At 71.7% G+C, this 17282-nt stretch carries 13 protein-coding genes; 12 read left to right on the top strand and 1 reads right to left on the bottom strand.

The window, feature by feature from the left end:
* Positions 1 to 124 precede the first annotated feature (124 nt).
* Positions 125 to 733, bottom strand: a complete 609-nt coding sequence (locus tag ACFXGX_RS27660; protein ID WP_384796033.1) for a hypothetical protein — start codon at positions 731 to 733, stop codon at positions 125 to 127.
* Positions 734 to 1147: 414 nt separating this feature from the next.
* On the opposite strand from ACFXGX_RS27660, the gene ACFXGX_RS27655 reads away from it, so the two are divergent.
* The 12 genes from ACFXGX_RS27655 to ACFXGX_RS27600 all read left to right on the top strand — a co-directional run bounded on the left by ACFXGX_RS27655 (position 1148) and on the right by ACFXGX_RS27600 (position 17271).
* Positions 1148 to 1984, top strand: coding sequence for a hypothetical protein (locus ACFXGX_RS27655; RefSeq protein WP_384796031.1), 837 nt, complete (start codon positions 1148 to 1150; stop codon positions 1982 to 1984).
* A gap of 254 nt (positions 1985 to 2238) precedes the next feature.
* Positions 2239 to 3450, top strand: a complete 1212-nt coding sequence (locus tag ACFXGX_RS27650) for an ROK family protein (protein ID WP_384796030.1) — start codon at positions 2239 to 2241, stop codon at positions 3448 to 3450.
* 82 nt (positions 3451 to 3532) lie between these two features.
* Positions 3533 to 4870: an ABC transporter substrate-binding protein gene (locus tag ACFXGX_RS27645; RefSeq protein WP_384796028.1), complete on the top strand. Its 1338-nt coding sequence runs from the start codon at positions 3533 to 3535 to the stop codon at positions 4868 to 4870.
* Positions 4871 to 4880: 10 nt separating this feature from the next.
* Positions 4881 to 5822 (top strand): carbohydrate ABC transporter permease, encoded by a 942-nt coding sequence (locus ACFXGX_RS27640; protein ID WP_384796026.1) that lies wholly within the window; start codon positions 4881 to 4883, stop codon positions 5820 to 5822.
* A gap of 3 nt (positions 5823 to 5825) precedes the next feature.
* A complete protein-coding gene (locus tag ACFXGX_RS27635) occupies positions 5826 to 6719 on the top strand; it encodes a carbohydrate ABC transporter permease (protein ID WP_384796024.1) in 894 nt (297 codons plus the stop codon).
* Between the two features lie 2 nt (positions 6720 to 6721).
* Positions 6722 to 7987: a 6-phospho-beta-glucosidase gene (locus tag ACFXGX_RS27630; RefSeq protein WP_384796022.1), complete on the top strand. Its 1266-nt coding sequence runs from the start codon at positions 6722 to 6724 to the stop codon at positions 7985 to 7987.
* Positions 7984 to 8997: an N-acetylglucosamine kinase gene (locus ACFXGX_RS27625; RefSeq protein WP_384796020.1), complete on the top strand. Its 1014-nt coding sequence runs from the start codon at positions 7984 to 7986 to the stop codon at positions 8995 to 8997. Before ACFXGX_RS27630 ends, ACFXGX_RS27625 begins: the two co-directional genes overlap by 4 nt.
* 286 nt (positions 8998 to 9283) lie before the next feature.
* Positions 9284 to 10774 carry a hypothetical protein gene (locus ACFXGX_RS27620; protein WP_384796018.1) on the top strand — a complete coding sequence of 497 codons (1491 nt, stop codon included), beginning with the start codon at positions 9284 to 9286 and terminating at the stop codon, positions 10772 to 10774.
* A 14-nt stretch (positions 10775 to 10788) separates the two neighbouring features.
* The gene (locus ACFXGX_RS27615; RefSeq protein WP_384796016.1) at positions 10789 to 11817 is read left to right on the top strand and encodes a glutamate ABC transporter substrate-binding protein; all 1029 of its coding nucleotides are present in this window, start codon (positions 10789 to 10791) and stop codon (positions 11815 to 11817) included.
* 68 nt (positions 11818 to 11885) lie between these two features.
* Complete coding sequence (locus tag ACFXGX_RS27610; protein WP_384796014.1) at positions 11886 to 13220, top strand: hypothetical protein; 1335 nt, start codon at positions 11886 to 11888, stop codon at positions 13218 to 13220.
* Between the two features lie 85 nt (positions 13221 to 13305).
* Positions 13306 to 15819 carry a tetratricopeptide repeat protein gene (locus ACFXGX_RS27605; RefSeq protein ID WP_384796038.1) on the top strand — a complete coding sequence of 838 codons (2514 nt, stop codon included), beginning with the start codon at positions 13306 to 13308 and terminating at the stop codon, positions 15817 to 15819.
* Complete coding sequence (locus tag ACFXGX_RS27600; RefSeq protein WP_384796012.1) at positions 15820 to 17271, top strand: protein phosphatase 2C domain-containing protein; 1452 nt, start codon at positions 15820 to 15822, stop codon at positions 17269 to 17271.
* The last annotated feature ends 11 nt before the right edge of the window (positions 17272 to 17282 follow it).

Genomic DNA, 17282 nt, shown 5'->3' with positions numbered 1-17282 from the left:
CGTGCCGGCGCGGGGGGGGCTACCGTAACCGCGGGGCGCCGCCCCTTCGTCGTCAACCGCCACTTCGTCGTCAACCGCTACTTCGTCGTCAACCGCTACTTCGCCGTCAGCCGCTACTTCGCCGTCAGCGCGGGTCGGCCGGTCCGCCGCTCGCGCCCCTCGGGTGTTCCTCCACGAGCGGTGCCGCCTCCAGCCCGGTCGCCCCGGCTATCTGGCACACGGCGGTGAACGCCGACCCCTTGCCCAGGGCGGCCACCCCCGGGAACTCCTCGCTGTCCCGGACGTCGAGGACGACGTCTCCCGAGGGCTCGTCAAAAGTCATCGATCCCCAGACCGACCGGTCCTTCCGCCCGAGACGCCACCGGAAGTGGACCTCCTCGCGACCCTTCTCGGCGACGAGGAACGAGCGCTCCGAGGCCAGCAGTTCCTCGCGGACCCGCTCCTGCCACCCGTGCGAGCTCCGCACCGGACGCAGCACGTGCTTCTGCCGGTCGTCCAGCACCGCGACGGAGAGGGCGATTCCGGCCGTACCGGCCCGCCGCCGCAGCGACCGCACCCCGACGGCCGCCCAGCCGAGCGCCATGACCGCCCAGAGCAGAGGCTTGAGGACCAGCGCGCCGCCCACCGAGTGCCACGTCAAACCGTCGTCCACGAAGTCCATGGCCATCAGGATGAACGCCCCCGGCACGCACCTGGCCCCGGCCGCGCGCCAGCACGCCATCAGCAGTTTCACGAGCGGCCCCCCGGCCAGGCCGGCACACCCCGCGCCGAACGGTTCAGCCTCATGCGGCGGATCATAGGAACGGATTCCTGTGGGGAAGGCGGGGGAAGGGTCCCCGCAACCGTCACCAGCATGGCGAAGTCCCCCTCCCCGACAGGTGCGCATCGGCACAAAGTCCCGCACCCCACCCCGTCCGCAGCCGGCCGATCGTGACGAAGCCGTAATGAGCCTGGGCGATCACGCTGCTGACGCACCGACACGCAATTCCTACCCACGGCCCTTTACCGCACACACCGGTGTGCGACTGATCGTCTTCACAAGGCCCCCGCATTCCGGCCACCTCGTCCAACCGTCTACTGTCGCAGCGACAGCGGGCCCTTGTTCTGGAGCTCAACGCCCGGGGGCCCGCTTCGAATGTGGGGAACCATGCACAAGTACGCCATAGGTGCCGCCGTGTCCGGCGCCCTGGCCCTGTCCGCCCTGGCCGTGCCGTCCGCGTCGGCCGCCACGCCGGACCTCTCCTTCTCCAACGTGGTGGTGAACAAGGGCAAGCCGATCGTCGTCGGCACCACCACCACGGTGAAGGTCCCGGTCACGTACACCTTCGTGCGCCCGGCCGACCTCGTCATCGACGACATGAAGAGCGTCGCGGGCATCCTCCTGTACCGCGGGGCGTCGCTCTCGCGACAGGAGAACGAACTGGGGCCGGACGACGCCCCGACCTGCACCACGACGGCCACGACCGCCACGACGGTCACGCAGTCCTGCACCGAGTCCATCTACATCGAGCCCGGGGACTACCTCTACGAGGCGGCGGACGCCAGCACCTGGAAGGTGGCCGGCTTCTACAGCAGCAACACCTCGGACAACGACGACTCCGACAACCACATCAGCATGCAGTTCGGCTACGACATGTGGGGGGTTCCCGGCTCCGCGCAGATCAAGCGCGCCGCGAAGCTCACCGTCAACGCCACTCCCGAGCCGGTGAAGAAGGGCGCCACGCTCACCGTCAAGGGCACGCTGACCCACGCCGACTGGGCGTCCGGCGAGTACACCGGCTACAAGGGCCGGTCGGCCGCCCTCCAGTTCAAGGCCAAGGGCGCCACCGCCTACAAGACCGTCAAGACGGTGACCTCCGGCACCGCGGGCGCCCTGAGCACCACGGTCAAGGCCTCCGCCGACGGCTCGTACCGCTACTCGTTCGCGGGCACGTCCACCACGGGCACCGCCACGGCCACCGGCGACTACGTCGACGTGAAGTAGCCGAGGCCAGGGCCTCCCCCGCACCACCCGAGCCGCCCCCGCAGCAGACGAACCCGTCCGCCGCGGGGGCGGCTTCGCGCGTTCCGGCGACGACTGCGCGAACCGGACGGCGGTTGCTCTTGACGCCCGCACCACCTCCGGCCTACTTTCCTCGCACCGGCAATAGGAAACTTTCCTAACAATGATCTTGGGTGGACTTCCCGAAGGCACCCCTGGGAAGCTGGTCGGTCGAGGAAGGGCAGGTGGCGACAGACATGGCAGGATCCGCCGGCACGCCGGGCACCCCGCGCGTCCTGCGCGCGATGAACGACCGCGCCGCCCTCGATCTGCTGCTCGCGCACGGGCCGCTCTCGCGGACCCGGATCGGGAAGCTCACCGGGCTGTCCAAGCCCACCGCCTCCCAGCTCCTCGCCCGCCTGGAGTCCGCCGGACTCGTCCTGGCCACCGGCACCAGCGAGGGCCGGCCGGGCCCCAGCGCCCAGCTCTACGCGGTCAATCCGGGCGCCGCCCACGCCGCGGGCCTCGACGTCACCCCCGAGCGCGTCCTCGCCGCCGTCGCCGACATCACCGGCCGCACGATCGGCACGTACGAACTGCCCACCCCCGGGCGCCGCCCGTCCCAGCCCGTCGTGCGCCAGGTCACCGACGCCCTCGACGGCGCGGTGAAGGCCGCCGGGCTCGCCCGCGACGACGTCCGCCGCCTGGTCATCGCGACCCCCGGCGCCTTCGACCCCAACACCGGCCGGCTGCGCTACGCCTCCCACCTGCCCGGCTGGCACTCCCCCGCCCTCCTCGACGAACTGGCCGCGGCACTGCCGATGCCCGTCGAGTACGAGAACGACGTCAACCTCGTGGCCATCGCCGAACAGCGGCTCGGCGCCGCCCGGGGACACGAGGACTTCGTCCTGCTGTGGAACGAGGGCGGTCTCGGCGCCGCCCTCGTCCTCGGCGGCCGGCTGCACCGCGGCTGGACCGGCGGCGCGGGCGAGGTCGGCTTCCTGCCGGTGCCCGGCGCGCCCCTGGTGCGCCAGGTGACCCGGGCCAACAGCGGTGGCTACCAGGAACTCGCCGGCTCCCAGGCCATCCCCGCGCTGGCCCGCGAACTCGGCATCCAGGATCTGCCCACCGGCCCGTACACCGAGGTCGCGGCGACCCTCGTCGAACGGGCCGCCGCCGTCGACACGGGCCCCTACCGGCAACTCCTGGAGCGGTACGCGACCGGACTCGCCACGGGTCTGGCCTCCCTCGTCTCCGTGCTCGACCCCGAACTGGTCGTCCTCAGCGGAGCCTCGCTCACCGCGGGCGGCGAACCGCTGCGCGCCCTGGTCCAGGCCGAACTGGAGGAGCTGGCCGCGTCCCGGCCGCGCCTCGTCGTCGGCGACGTCCACGAACACCCCGTGCTGCGCGGGGCGCTGGAGAGCGCCCTGGCGGCCACCCGCGACGAGGTCTTCGACACCTCCCGCTGAGTCCGCCCCACCCCGCCGCTCCCCCTTCCCGAGCCCACACCCCGTCATGTCACCGCCCCGTCCTTCGCAGGGAGATCCCGCCATGCCTGGAATGTCACGAAAGGCGGCCGTCGCACTCGCCGCCTCCGCCTCGATAGCCCTCCTCGCCACCGCCTGTACCGGCCAGTCCGACAGCGGCGGGGGCGACGACGCCTCCAAGGAACAGACGATCAACTTCTGGCACGGCTGGAGCGCGCCGAACGAGGTCGAGGCCGTGAAGTCGCTGGTCGCCGGCTTCGAGAAGGCGCACCCCAACATCCACGTGAACATCGTCGGCAACATGACCGACGACAAGATCAACCAGGCCCTGCGGGCGGGCGGCGAGAAGGCCCCGGACGTGGTCTCGTCCTTCACCACCAACAACGTGGGCAAGTTCTGCTCGTCCGGCGCCTTCGTCGATCTGAACCCCTTCTTCAAGAAGGCGGACATCGATCCCGAGACGGCCTTCCCGAAGGCGATGAACGAGTACACCCAGTTCGACGGCAACCGCTGCACGGTGCCCCTCCTCGGTGACGCGTACGGGCTCTACTACAACAAGGACGCGTTCGAGAAGGCCGGGATCGCCTCCCCGCCGAAGACCTGGTCCGAGTTCGCGAAGGACGCCAAGAAGCTCACGATCGCCCAGGGCGACACGTACTCCCAGCTCGGCTTCATGCCGAACTACCACGGCTGGGAGTCCACCACCGAGCACTACTTCGGGCAGTTCTCGCCGACGTACTTCGACGGCGACGGCAAGTCGAACATCGCCAAGGACCCCGCCTTCGCGGCCGGGTTCACCCTCCAGAAGAAGCTCGTCGACGAACTCGGCGGTTTCAAGAAGCTGGAGACCTTCCGTTCCAAGCTCGGTGACGAGTGGGGGCCCAAGCACCCCTTCCACACCGGCCAGGTGGCCATGCAGCTCGACGGCGAGTGGCGGCTCGGCATGGCCGAGGAGGCCAAGCCGGACTTCGAGATCGGCGTCGCCCCGCTGCCCGTCCCGGACGACCAGGCGGACCAGTACGGCAAGGGGTACATCACCGGCACGATCGCGGGCATCCCGTCCACGAGCAAGAAGCAGAACGCGGCCTGGGAACTGGTCAAGTACATGACCACGAACACGGACGCGGTGGTCGGCTTCGCCAACGACATCCACAACGTGCCCTCGACGCTCGCCGCCCTCAAGTCGCCGAAGCTGAAGTACGACCCGCGCTTCAAGACGTTCCTGGACATCGCCTCGAACCCGAACTCGACGACGACACCGGCGTCCATCAACGGCGGCACCTACCTCGTGACGATCCAGCAGTTCGGATACGACTACGAGAGCGGCAGGGCCAAGGATCTGAAGGCGGGCCTCGCGGCCACGGCCAAGCAGATCGACACGGACATCGCGCAGGCGAAGTAGCCGCACGGACATGAGTACTGTCACGCTCGCCTCGAAGCGCCGCAGGTCGGCGCTGCGGACCCTCGCCTTCATGTCGCCCTGGCTGATCGGCTTCGCGGTCTTCTTCGCCTACCCGCTGATCTCGACCTTCTACTTCTCCTTCATGCACTACGACGGCTTCAGGGCGCCGACGTGGAGCGGGACGCAGAACTGGCGCTACGTCTTCGAGAACTACCCGTTGTTCTGGCCCGCGTTGCGCAACACGCTGTGGCTGGTCCTCGTCATGGTGACCCTGCGGGTGCTGTTCGGGCTCGGCGTCGGACTGCTGATCACGAAGATCAGGACGGGCACGGGTGTCTTCCGCACCCTCTTCTATCTGCCCTACCTCGCCCCGCCGGTGGCCGCCACCATGGCCTTCGCCTTCCTCCTCAACCCCGGTACGGGACCCGTCAACTCGATCCTGGAGAAGGCGGGCATCACGGCCCCCGGCTGGTTCAACGACCCCTCCTGGTCCAAGCCCGCCCTAACCCTGCTGGCCCTGTGGGGCATCGGCGACCTGATGGTCATCTTCATGGCCGCGCTGCTGGACGTACCCACCGAGCAGTACGAGGCCGCCGAACTGGACGGCGCCTCGGCCTGGCAGCGCTTCCGGTACGTCACGCTGCCGAACATCTCGCCCATCGTGATGTTCGCCGTGGTCACCGGGGTCATCCAGACCATGCAGTACTACACACAGCCGCTGATCGCCGGAAAGGTCGCCTCGGGCGTCATCCAGGGCGCCGGCACGCAGTTCGAGCCCGGCTATCCCGACAAGTCGACGCTCACCCTGCCTCAGCTCGTGTACAACCTCGGCTTCCAGCGCTTCGACTACGGCTCCGCCTGTGTGGTCGCGCTCGTGCTCTTCGCCCTGTCCATGGTGTTCACCGCGTTCCTGATGCGGCGCCGGGGCGGTCTCATCCAGGCAGGTGACTGACCGATGACCCAAGTACTCGACAAACCGGTGAAGTCGACCGCGCAGGTATCCCCCGCCGAACGCACCGCCCGCCGCAGGGCCCTCCTGGAATGGGTCGCGGTCCACTCCCTCGGTGTCGCGGCCGCGCTCTTCTTCGTACTGCCCTTCGTGTTCGTGTTCCTGACCTCGCTCATGAGCGACACCCAGGCACTCAGCCGCGACCTGATCCCGCACACCTGGGAGTGGGGCAACTACCGGAAGGTCCTCGACACCCCGGGCTTCCTCACGTGGTGGAAGAACACGCTGCTGTACGCCGGCTTCGGCACGGTCCTGACGGTCGTCTCGTCGATCCCCGTCGCCTACGCCCTAGCCAAGTTCCGCTTCCGCGGCCGGAATCTGTCGCTGATGCTGGTCATATCGATGATGATGCTGCCGCCGCAGGTCGTGATCATCCCCATGTACCTGTTCTGGGCCAAGCAGCTCGACCTGTCCGGCACCCTGTGGCCGCTGATCATTCCGATGGCGTTCGGGGACGCGTTCTCCATCTTCCTGCTGCGCCAGTTCCTGATGACCATCCCGAACGAGTACCTGGACGCCGCCAAGGTCGACGGCTGCGGGGACCTGCGGACGCTGCTGAAGATCGTCCTGCCGATGGCGAAGCCCGGCATCGCGGCCGTCGCGCTCTTCCAGTTCTTCTACGCCTGGAACGACTACTTCGGCCCCCAGATCTACGCGTCCGAGAACCCGGGCGCCTGGACGCTCAGCTACGGCCTGGAGTCGTTCAAGGGCGCGCACCACACCGACTGGAATCTCACCATGGCCGCGACCGTCCTGGTCATGGCCCCCGTGATCCTCGTGTTCTTCTTCGCGCAGAAGGCGTTCGTCGAAGGCGTCACGCTCACCGGAGTGAAGGGTTAACCATGAAACTCACCGTGGTCGGCGGAGGGTCGACCTACACCCCCGAACTCATCGACGGCTTCGCCCGGCTCAGGGACACCCTCCCCGTCGAGGAACTCGTCCTCGTCGACCCGGCCGCCGAGCGCCTGGAGCTCGTCGGCGGACTGGCCCGCCGGATCTTCGCCCGGCAGGGCCATCCCGGCCGGATCGTCACCACCTCCGACCTGGACGCGGGGGTCGAGGGCGCCGACGCCGTGCTCCTCCAGCTGCGCGTCGGCGGCCAGGCGGCCCGCGAGCAGGACGAGACCTGGCCGCTGGAGTGCGGCTGTGTCGGGCAGGAGACGACCGGCGCGGGCGGCCTGGCCAAGGCGCTGCGCACGGTTCCGGTGGTCCTGGACATCGCCGAGCGGGTCCGCCGCACCAACCCGGACGCGTGGATCATCGACTTCACCAACCCGGTCGGCATCGTGACGCGCGCCCTGCTCCAGGCCGGCCACAAGGCCGTCGGCCTGTGCAACGTGGCGATCGGCTTCCAGCGGAAGTTCGCCGCGCTGCTCGGGGTCTCCCCCACCGATGTGCATCTCGACCATGTGGGCCTCAACCACCTCACCTGGGAGACCGGTGTGCGCCTGGGCGGCCCCGCGGGCGAGGACGTCCTGCCCCGGCTGCTCGCCGAGCACGGCGACTCCGTCGCCGCGGACCTGCGTCTGCCCCTCTCCCTGGTCGAACGACTGGGCGTGGTCCCCTCGTACTACCTGCGCTACTTCTACGCGCACGACGAGGTCGTCCGGGAACTGCGCACCAAGCCCTCCCGCGCCGCCGAGGTGGCGGAGATGGAGCAGCAGCTCCTGACCATGTACGGCGACCCGGCGCTCGACGAGAAGCCGGAGCTGCTGGCGAAACGGGGCGGCGCGTACTACTCGGAGGCGGCCGTCGACCTCGCCGCCGCGCTGCTCGGCGGGGGCGGCAGCCCCTACCAGGTGGTGAACACGTACAACCGGGGAACCCTGCCGTTCCTGCCGGACGACGCCGTGATCGAGGTGCAGGCCGCGGTCGGCGCCAAGGGGACCGCCCCGCTGCCGGTGCCGGCCGTCGACCCGCTCTACGCGGGACTCATGGCGAACGTGACCGCGTACGAGGATCTCGCCCTCGACGCCGCCCTGCGCGGCGGGCGCGACCGGGTCTTCCGGGCGCTGCTCGCCCACCCCCTGGTCGGCCAGTACGCCCTGGCCGACACCCTGACCGACCAGTTGATCGCGCACAACCGGGAGCACCTCGCGTGGGCATGACGTCAACCGAAACCGGTGCCGGGACGGCCGCCGGGTCCGGTCCCGCGGGTCTCGTGCTGGCCATCGACGCGGGGAACAGCAAGACCGACGTCGCCGTGGTGGCCGCGGACGGCACGGTGGCGGGCACCGCGCGCGGGGGCGGGTTCCGGCCCCCCGCCGTCGGCGTCGAGACGGCGGTGGACGCCGTCGCCGACGCCGTGCGACGGGCCTTCGACGAGGCGGGCGTCACCTCGGTGGCCCATGTCTCCGCCTGTCTCGCCAACGCCGATCTGCCGGTGGAGGAGAAGCAGTTGGCCGCCGCGCTGCACGCGCGCGCGTGGGGCGCGGGGGTGGAGGTGCGCAACGACACCTTCGCGATCCTGCGGGCCGGGATCGCCGAGCCGCGCGGTGTCGCCGTGGTCTGCGGGGCCGGCATCAACTGTGTCGGCATGCGGCCCGACGGCCGCACCGCCCGTTTCCCCGCCATCGGCCGCATCTCCGGCGACTGGGGCGGCGGCTGGGGTCTGGCGGAGGAGGCCCTGTGGCACGCGGCACGGGCCGAGGACGGCCGGGGCGGGGAGACCGCGCTGGCCCGCACCCTGCCCGCGCACTTCGGCCTGGACTCCATGTACACGCTCATCGAGGCACTGCACCTGGAGCACATCCCGAACGCGCGGCGCCACGAGCTGACCCCGGTCCTGTTCGCCACGGCGGCGGACGGCGACCCGGTGGCCCGCGCGCTCGTCGACCGTCTCGCGGACGAGGTGGTCGCGATGGCGACGGTGGCCCTGGACCGCCTCGGTCTGCTCGCCGAGGAGACCCCGGTCCTCCTCGGCGGCAGCATCCTCGCCGCCCGGCATCCCCGGCTCGACGACCGGATCCGCGAACTCCTGGCCGTCCGCGCGCCCAAGGCGGTCCCCCGCGTCGTCACCGCCCCGCCGGTCCTGGGCGCCGCGCTCCTGGGCCTGGACCACGTCCGGGCCGCGGGCGAGATCCACGCGCGCGTGCGGGCGTTCTACGAACGGGACTGAGGAGGCCCGCGGGGCCCGGGCGCCGGGGGCGGCGCCCGGGGCTCCGGGACCGCCATGACCTGGCGCGGAGGGGCGGGAACCAAACCGATCCGGAACACGTGTTCATGAGAAGGGGGGTGGCGCGGGGAAATCGTGCTGCGCCGTGATCCGAACAAGATCCAGGCAAGGCCTGTGCGGATGCCGGTAAGGGCGGCGATACTTGCCGCCGTGCACGTACACCGGCCGGCCGCGCCCACCGCGTCCGCGGTGAGCGTGCCCGAGCGGATGACCATGGGGGAGGTCGACAGTGACACACCCGCCGAAGGGCAGCGCGGCGCCACCGGGGCAGGGCGCGCCCACGATGCCGGCCGTGCCGGCCCAGTCCGGGCCTCCCCGGCCGCCGGGCGGATCTCCCCTGGCCCAGGGCGGGTTCGGCACCCCGCCGGTCTCTCCCCCGGCTCCCGGCGCGGCACCGCGGCGCACCGCGTGGGCGGAGGGTGTGGACCGGCTGCGCGCCGCGGCGACGACGGAGCCGGGGCGGCTGCGGATCATCGGCGCCCTCCTCGCCCTGCTGGTCGTCGCGTTCGGCTCGGTCACCGCCTGGCAGATGACGGAGCGTTCGGCCGCCGCGGACAACGTGCTGCACAGCAGCCAGCCGCTGAGCGCGAGCGCCGCGGACATCTACCGCTCGCTCGCCGACGCCAACACCGCCGCCTCCAGCGGCTTCCTGGCGGGTGGCCAGGAGTCGAAGGCGACCCGCGACCGCTACGAGGAGGACATCAGGACGGCGGCCGCGAAGCTGATCACCGCGGCCAACAGCTCCGAGCCCGGCTCCCCCGCGGCCAGGACGATCTCCCGGCTCAACGAGCTGCTGCCCGAGTACAAGGGCCTGATCGAGCGGGCCCGCGCCAACAACCGGCAGGGCTACCCGCTGGGCGGCGCGTATCTGCGGTACGCGAACGACACGATGCAGCACGAGATGCTCCCGAAGGCCGAGCAGCTCTACAAGAGTGAGAACCGGCGGCTGAACGCCGACTACGCCGACGCGAAGCCCTACCCGTGGGCCGCGATCGCGCTCGGAGCCGTCGCGCTCGGCGCCCTCGCCTGGGCCCAGCGGCGCAACTACCACCGTACGAACCGGGTGCTGAACCAGGGCATGGCCGCCGCCACCGCGGCGTCGCTGGTCGTGCTGCTGTGGCTCACCGTCGGCCACACGGTCGCCCGGTCCGGACTGAACGAGTCGTACGACCACGGGGTCCGCTCCCTGAACGTGCTGCACGACGCGCAGATCGCGTCCCTGAAGGCGCGGGGCAACGAGAACCTCACCCTGGTCAGCCGGGGCGCCGAGACCAAAACCCTGGCCGACAAGACGACGGTCGACCTGTACGACTACGGCTTCGACCAGGACATGAAGACGCTCACCAAGGGCCTCGCCGTGGCGGCGGACCTCGCGAACGACCGCTCGGGCGAGCAGCCCGTCGAGGCCGCGACCGCCAACATGAAGGTCTGGAAGCAGCGTCACGCGGAGGCCCGCAGGGCCGACAACGACGGCGAGTACCAGCTCGCGCTGGACCGGGTCATCGGCTCCCCCGACAAGAAGCCCACGGGTGAGTGCTTCGACGGCGTCGACAAGAACCTGGGGATCGCGCTCACGCACGAGCAGGACGAGTTCCAGCGGGCCGCGGGCGGCGGCCTGGACGCCATGACCGGCCTCCCGCTCGGCGCCGCGGTCCTCGCCGTGCTGGCCGCCGCGGGCGCGGTGCTCGGGATCGGCCGCAGGCTTTCGGAGTACCGGTGAGAGGGGGAGCGGCGATGAACGCACGACGTCTGAGGGCGAGCCTGAAGGGCTGGGGCGGCGTGGGCGCGATGGCGCTCGCCTGTGCGACGGCTCTGGTCCTCGCGCTGCTGCTGCCGAACTCCGCGCGCGGGGACGGCGTCACGGGTGCCGGAGGACAGGGCGTGGCCCGGGGTGCCCAGGCCAGGGCCACGCAGTGCACCGATCCGCAGAACCGGAGTCCCGCCCCCTCGGGCGCGGACGGGCCGACGATCGAGGCCATCAAGAACCGCACGGACCGGCGGCTGATCGTCGGCGTCGACCAGAACAGCTACCACTGGGGCTACCGCGACCCGAACAACCCGGAGGCCGGCAGCAACCTGGAGGGCTTCGACATCGACCTGGTCCACGCGATCGCCAAGGACATCCTGGGCGACCCGGACGCCGTCCAGTTCCGGGCGATTCCGACCAGCCAGCGCATCCCCGCGATCCAGCAGGGCAAGGTCGACATGGTCGTCCGCACCATGACGATCAACTGCGACCGCCTCCGGCATGTCGCGTTCTCCGCGCCCTACTTCAAGACCGGCCAGCAGGTGCTGGCCCCGGCACAGTCCTCCGTCACGGGGTACGACAAGAGCCTGGCCGGCAAGAGGATCTGCTCGGCGTCAAGCTCCACCGCCTACGAACGACTGACGGCCGACCGGAAGGCGGGCCGGCTCGCCTCCGGTGCCAAGGTCTCCCCTCCCGTGCCCAACCAGCTCGACTGCCTGGTGCGGCTCCAGCTCGGTGAGGCCGACGCGGTGGTGACCGACGGGGCGCTCGCCGCGAGCCAGGCCGCCCAGGACCCCACGGTCGCGCTCAAGGGCGGCACCTTCACCACCGAGTTCTACGGCGTGGCGATGAAGAAGGGTTCGGACGACGACCTGGTACGCCGGGTCAACCGGATCCTCGCCGACTACGTCAAGGGCGGCTGGCGGCAGTCGTACGACAAGTGGCTCGCTCCGACCCTCGGGCCCGACTCCCCCTCGGAGGACCCGCCGGTCGCCCGGTACAAGCAAACGACCTGATACGACTGGAGAGTTGCCCGGCGGCGCACACCGAGCCGCCGGGAACGCACGAGAACGAGAGGTGATCGATGGGCGTCACGGGACCCCCCGGGCCGGTGATGGACCGGGACGAGGCGGACCGTGCGCTGGCGCGCCTGGGCGCGGAGCACGAGGCCATCGAGACCTCGCTCCTGGCCCTGCAGGACCACGCGGGCCGCAGACTCCTGGAAGGCGCCGAACTCACCGGCACGACCAAGGAGCGCTGGGCATCCGCGGATGCGTCGATCACCTTGCTGTGGGCGTACTTCGACGCGTACGCGGACGCCCTGCGCTCCGCTCGCGAGATCCGCTCCCGCAGGCGCTGGTCCAGCCGTGAGGACCTGGTCGAGCTGACCGAGCTGCTGCGCGGTTCGGGCATCACGGTCGCCGGTTCCACCACGGCCACCGCGAACGCGCCGACCCTGGCCGGCACCGGCAAGCTCAGCGAGCGGTTCTCGCTGGCGGGCCTGGTGGACCGGATGAACGAGCTGTACGCGGCCTCGCTCGACATGGTCGTGACCGCGGACGCCGTGTGGTCCGCGCTGCCCGCCCGCATAGATTTACTGGCCGCGGAGCTCCAGCGCACCCGGGCGCTCGCGCACTCCGTGGGCGTGCGCCCCGGCGAGCACCCCTCGGGCGACGATCTGGAGCGCATCACCCGGACCCTGACCGCCCTGCGCGAGCGTGTGGTCTCCGACCCGCTCGACTTCTGGGTTCCCGCCCAGGGGAGTTCGGCGCCGGGCGGCGGCCGTCCGGACACGACGGCGTACGACCGCGAGGCACGTGCCCTGGAGGAGGTGCGCCGGGAGATCGACGCGGTCCTGACGGTGCGCCAGGACGCCGAGGCGCGGCTGGTGAAGCTGCGGGACGTGCTCAGCCGCGCGGACCGCACGCTCGCCGAGGCGCGCAGTGCCCGCGGCGAGGTCCTCGCGAAGATCGCCGCGTCCGAGGTGCCGGCCGTCAGCGGTCCGCCGACGGCGCTCCATGAGCAGCTCGCGACGGCCGCGGAGTACCGCAGGCACGCGCAGTGGCACCGCCTCTCGCCGCTGCTGGAGGCGCTGGAGGAGAAGGCCGAGGACGAACTGCTGCGCGCCCGCGAGTCGTTGACGGCGGTCACCCAGCCGCTGGCGGTCCGCGCCGAGCTGCGCGGCCGCCTCGACGCGTACAAGGCGAAGGTCGCCCGGCTCGGCTTCGCCGAGGACCCGTTCCTCGTGGAGCGCTACGACGCGGCCCGGCGCATGCTGTGGAGCGCTCCCTGTGATCTGCGGGTGGCGGGGGAGGCGGTCCTGCGCTATCAGCGGGCGGCGGCCGAGGTGCTGAGCCCGCAGGTGCCGGAGCAGGGCGGTCCTCATGACCGTGTGGACCGGAGGGGGCCCGACGCGTGAGCGTTGAAGGGGATGCGGTGTGAGCGAGCAGCCGGTGAGTGAGCGAACGTGCGGCCGGCCCGGTTGCGACGGGTCGTACGAGGACATGGGAGGCGGCGAGCTGTACTGCGACACCTGCGGCCTCGCCCCCGCCGAACCGACACCGGGGTCCACCCGGCCCGGAAGCGTGCCGAAGCCCGGTTCAGGTGTGGCGGGTTCGGCGTCGTCCGGCTCCTCCGCGCGCGGCGCGGGCGGCTCCGACAGCGGCAGTGTGCGCGGCGGTTCACGCTCCAGTACGCGTACGTCGCGCTCCTCGCAGTCGCGGCGCTCGGTCTCCGGACGGCTGTCGCGGTCGTTGTCGGGCCGGTCGACGGGCCGGTCGGTGTCGGTGCGCAGCTCCGGTTCGTCCACGGCCTCCTCCGGGCGGGGCAGGCTCGGCGCCGGGCTCGTCGAGGTGCCGGGCGTCCCGCGGCCCGATCCGCGCGAGATGGTGCTGGAGAACCCGGAGGTGCCCGAGCGCAAACGGTTCTGTTCGCGCTCCGACTGCGGTGCCCCGGTGGGGCGTTCGCGCGGTGACCGGCCCGGCCGCACCGAGGGGTTCTGCACGAAGTGCGGCCACCCGTACTCCTTCGTGCCGAAGCTGCGCACCGGTGACGTGGTGCACGGCCAGTACGAGGTGATGGGCTGTCTGGCGCACGGCGGGCTCGGCTGGGTGTATCTCGCCGTCGACCGCGCGGTGTCCGACCGCTGGGTGGTCCTCAAGGGTCTGCTCGACACGGGCGACCAGGACGCGATGGCGGCCGCGATCTCCGAGCGGCGCTTCCTCGCGGAGATCGAGCACGCCAACATCGTGCGGATCTACAACTTCGTCGAGCACCTCGACCAGCGGACGGGTTCGCTGGACGGGTACATCGTCATGGAGTACGTGGGCGGCAAGTCGCTGAAGGAGCTCGCCAACGGGCGCCGCACCCCGGACGGCAAGCGCGATCCGCTGCCGGTGGAGCAGGCCTGCGCGTACGGCATAGAGGCCCTGGAGGCCCTCGGCCATCTGCACAGCCGCAACCTGCTGTACTGCGACTTCAAGGTCGACAACGCGATCCAGACCGAGGACCAGCTCAAGCTGATCGACATGGGCGCGGTGCGCAGGATGGACGACGACGAGTCGGCCATCTACGGCACGGTGGGCTACCAGGCCCCCGAGGTGGCCGAGGTGGGCCCCTCGGTCGCCTCCGACCTCTACACCGTCGCGCGTACGCTCGCCGTCCTCGCCTTCGACTTCCAGGGCTACACGAACGTCTTCGTGGACTCCCTGCCCGACCCCGACAACATCGAGGTCTTCCGGCAGTACGAGTCGTTCTACCGGCTGCTCGTCCGGGCCACCGACCCCGACCCGGCCCGCCGGTTCGCCTCGGCGCAGGAGATGTCCGAGCAGCTCACGGGCGTGCTGCGCGAGGTCGTCTCGCTCCAGACGGGGCGGGCGCGGCCCGCGCTGTCGACGCTGTTCGGACCCGAGACCAGGGTCACCGACACCGAGCTGTTCGGGAAGGCCGCCGCGGACGTCTCGCGGCTGGGGGCCCGCATGGTCCCCGTACGCGGGAAGAAGGGCGCGTCCCGGCCGCCCGCGGCGGTGAACGGGGGCCGGCCGCTGCCGCCCGGTCCGCCGGCCTCCGCCGCCCTGGTCAGACCCGTCCCGGCCGCGGCCACCGCGCTCGCCCTGCCGGTGCCGCGGGTGGACCCGGGCGACCCGAACGCCGGTTTCCTCGCGGGGCTCATGGCGTCCGCGCCCGCGGAGCTGATCGCCGCGCTGCGGGCCGCGCCCACCGCTTCGCCGGAGCTGCGGCTGCGGGAACTGCGGGCCCGTCTGGAGATGGGTGAACTCGGCGGCGCCGGCTCGGCCGTCGACGCGCTGGAGGCCGATCACCCGGACGACTGGCGGGTGGTCTGGTACCGCGGTGTCACGGCGCTGGCGACCGGCGAGAACGAGATCGCGGCGCTGTCCTTCGACGCGGTCTACGACGCCTTCCCCGGCGAGCCCGCGCCCAAGCTGGCCCTCGGTGTGTGCGCGGAGGTGCTCGGCCAGCTCGACAACGCCGCCGAGTACTACCGGCTGGTGTGGACGACCGACCCCAGCTACGTGAGCGCGGCGTTCGGGCTGGCCAGGGTGCAGCTCGCGGCGGGGGACCGCCGTGGTGCCGTACGCACCCTGGAATCCGTGCCGGAGTCGTCGATCCACTACACGGCGGCGCGCGTCGCCGCCGTGCGGGCGCGGCTGCGGCAGCGGCCGGTCACGGACACGGCGGCGCCGTTCCTCGACGAGCTGACGGCCGCCGCCGGGCAGGTGGAGGCGCTCGACGGATTCGGTCTGGACGCGGTGCGCCGCGAGCAGTTGTCGACGGAGGTCCTCGGCTGCGCGCTGGACTGGGTACTCTCCGGTAGCCAGGGTTCCGCTCCGGCTTCCGGAGGCGGAACCGCGCTGCTCGGCAGTGAGTTGGACGAACGTGGCCTCCGTTTCGGCCTCGAACGTTCGTACCGGACGCTGGCCCGGCTCGCGCGGGGCGGCGAGGAGAGGATCGACCTGGTGGAACGCGCAAACCGTTACCGCCCCCGGACGTGGGTGTGATTGATGTCCCAGATGCCCCAGCCGACGGCCCTTTCGCGGTGCCCCAGTTGCGAGGAGCCGCTGGACGCGGCCGACCGCTTCTGCGGTGCGTGCGGCTACGACCTGTCGACGGTGGCCGCACCGCCGCGGGACCACCCCACGATCGCCATGAACGGCACGTCGCCCGACCTGCCGCCGGGCGCCCCGTCCGTGGACTGGCCACGGCCGCGGCAGACCGGCAGTACGGACACGCCCGCGCCGGTGCACCGCGCCGCCGACATCCCGGGCACCGATTCGGGTGGTTCCGAACTGCCCCATCCTGCACACGCTGAACACCCGGAGCACCCGGAGCACCCGGAGCACCCGGAGCACCCGGAGGGGGACCCCGCGGCCGTCCGGCCGTCCGCCGCCAGGCGGCCCGCCGGGCAGCCCTCGGGCGTACGGTTCGACCGGCCCTCGGAGCCCGACGAGTACCCGCTCGCCCCTCCGGCCGGCGGCCCGGACCGGGAGGTCCCCGCCGATCCCCGCACCGGCGACCTCCCGGTTCCCGCCGCGGGCGCCAAGCTGTGCGTGGCCTGCCGTGCGGGCCAGGTGGACACCGACGGCTACTGCGAGAACTGCGGGCACGCGCAGCCACGGGAACGGGACCACATGGAGCAGGAGCTGGGCGCGGTCGCCGCGGTCAGCGACCGGGGTCTGCGCCACCACCGCAACGAGGACGCGTTCGCGGTCTCCTCGACCGCGCTGCCCGACGGCTCCCCCGCGGTCGTGGCGATCGTCTGCGACGGGGTCTCCTCCGCGACCCGTCCCGACGAGGCGTCGCTCGCCGCCTCCCACGCGGCCAACGAGTCGCTCCTCGCGGCTCTCCCGCTGGGCACACATCCGCAGCAGGCCATGCACGAGGCGATCGTCGCGGCCTCGGAGGCCGTCAACGCGCTGACCGGCCCGTCCACCGCGCAGGCCGAGCACGCGCCGCACGTGAACGCGCCCGCCTGCACCATCGTCGGCGCCCTCGTGACGCCCTCCCTGCTGATCGTCGGCTGGGTCGGCGACAGCCGCGTCTACTGGGTTCCCGTGGACCGCTCCTCGACGCCCGCGCGGCTCACCGAGGACGACTCGTGGGCCGCGCAGATGGTCGCCGCGGGCCTGATGAACGAGGCGGAGGCGTACGCCGACGAGCGCGCCCACGCGATCACCGGCTGGCTCGGCGCCGACGCCTACGAACTGGAGCCGCACACCGTCTCGTTCAAGCCGGACCGGCCCGGTGTGGTCGTGGTGTGCTCCGACGGACTGTGGAACTACGCGGAGACGGCGGAGGAGATGGCCGAGGCCGTTCCCCTCGACGCCGCCGAGAGGCCGCTGCACAGCGCCCGGGTCCTGGTCGGCCACGCCCTGGACGGCGGGGGCCACGACAACGTAACAGTGGCCGTCCTGCCGTTCCCCGCCCCCTCCCAGGGGGCAGGATCGGCCTGAGGCCGCGAACG

Source organism: Streptomyces sp. NPDC059371, from assembly GCF_042751995.1.
Classification (GTDB): Bacteria; Actinomycetota; Actinomycetes; order Streptomycetales; family Streptomycetaceae; genus Streptomyces.
This window is presented reverse-complemented; position numbering and strand designations above follow the sequence as displayed.

Coding starts and splice junctions, on each gene's coding strand:
- ACFXGX_RS27655 (WP_384796031.1), top strand. CDS start 1,148: ATGCACAAGTACGCCATAGGTGCCGCCGTGTCCGGCGCCCTGGCCCTG.
- ACFXGX_RS27610 (WP_384796014.1), top strand. CDS start 11,886: ATGGGCGTCACGGGACCCCCCGGGCCGGTGATGGACCGGGACGAGGCG.
- ACFXGX_RS27625 (WP_384796020.1), top strand. CDS start 7,984: ATGACGTCAACCGAAACCGGTGCCGGGACGGCCGCCGGGTCCGGTCCC.
- ACFXGX_RS27650 (WP_384796030.1), top strand. CDS start 2,239: ATGGCAGGATCCGCCGGCACGCCGGGCACCCCGCGCGTCCTGCGCGCG.
- ACFXGX_RS27615 (WP_384796016.1), top strand. CDS start 10,789: ATGAACGCACGACGTCTGAGGGCGAGCCTGAAGGGCTGGGGCGGCGTG.
- ACFXGX_RS27630 (WP_384796022.1), top strand. CDS start 6,722: ATGAAACTCACCGTGGTCGGCGGAGGGTCGACCTACACCCCCGAACTC.
- ACFXGX_RS27640 (WP_384796026.1), top strand. CDS start 4,881: ATGAGTACTGTCACGCTCGCCTCGAAGCGCCGCAGGTCGGCGCTGCGG.
- ACFXGX_RS27605 (WP_384796038.1), top strand. CDS start 13,306: ATGGGAGGCGGCGAGCTGTACTGCGACACCTGCGGCCTCGCCCCCGCC.
- ACFXGX_RS27635 (WP_384796024.1), top strand. CDS start 5,826: ATGACCCAAGTACTCGACAAACCGGTGAAGTCGACCGCGCAGGTATCC.
- ACFXGX_RS27645 (WP_384796028.1), top strand. CDS start 3,533: ATGCCTGGAATGTCACGAAAGGCGGCCGTCGCACTCGCCGCCTCCGCC.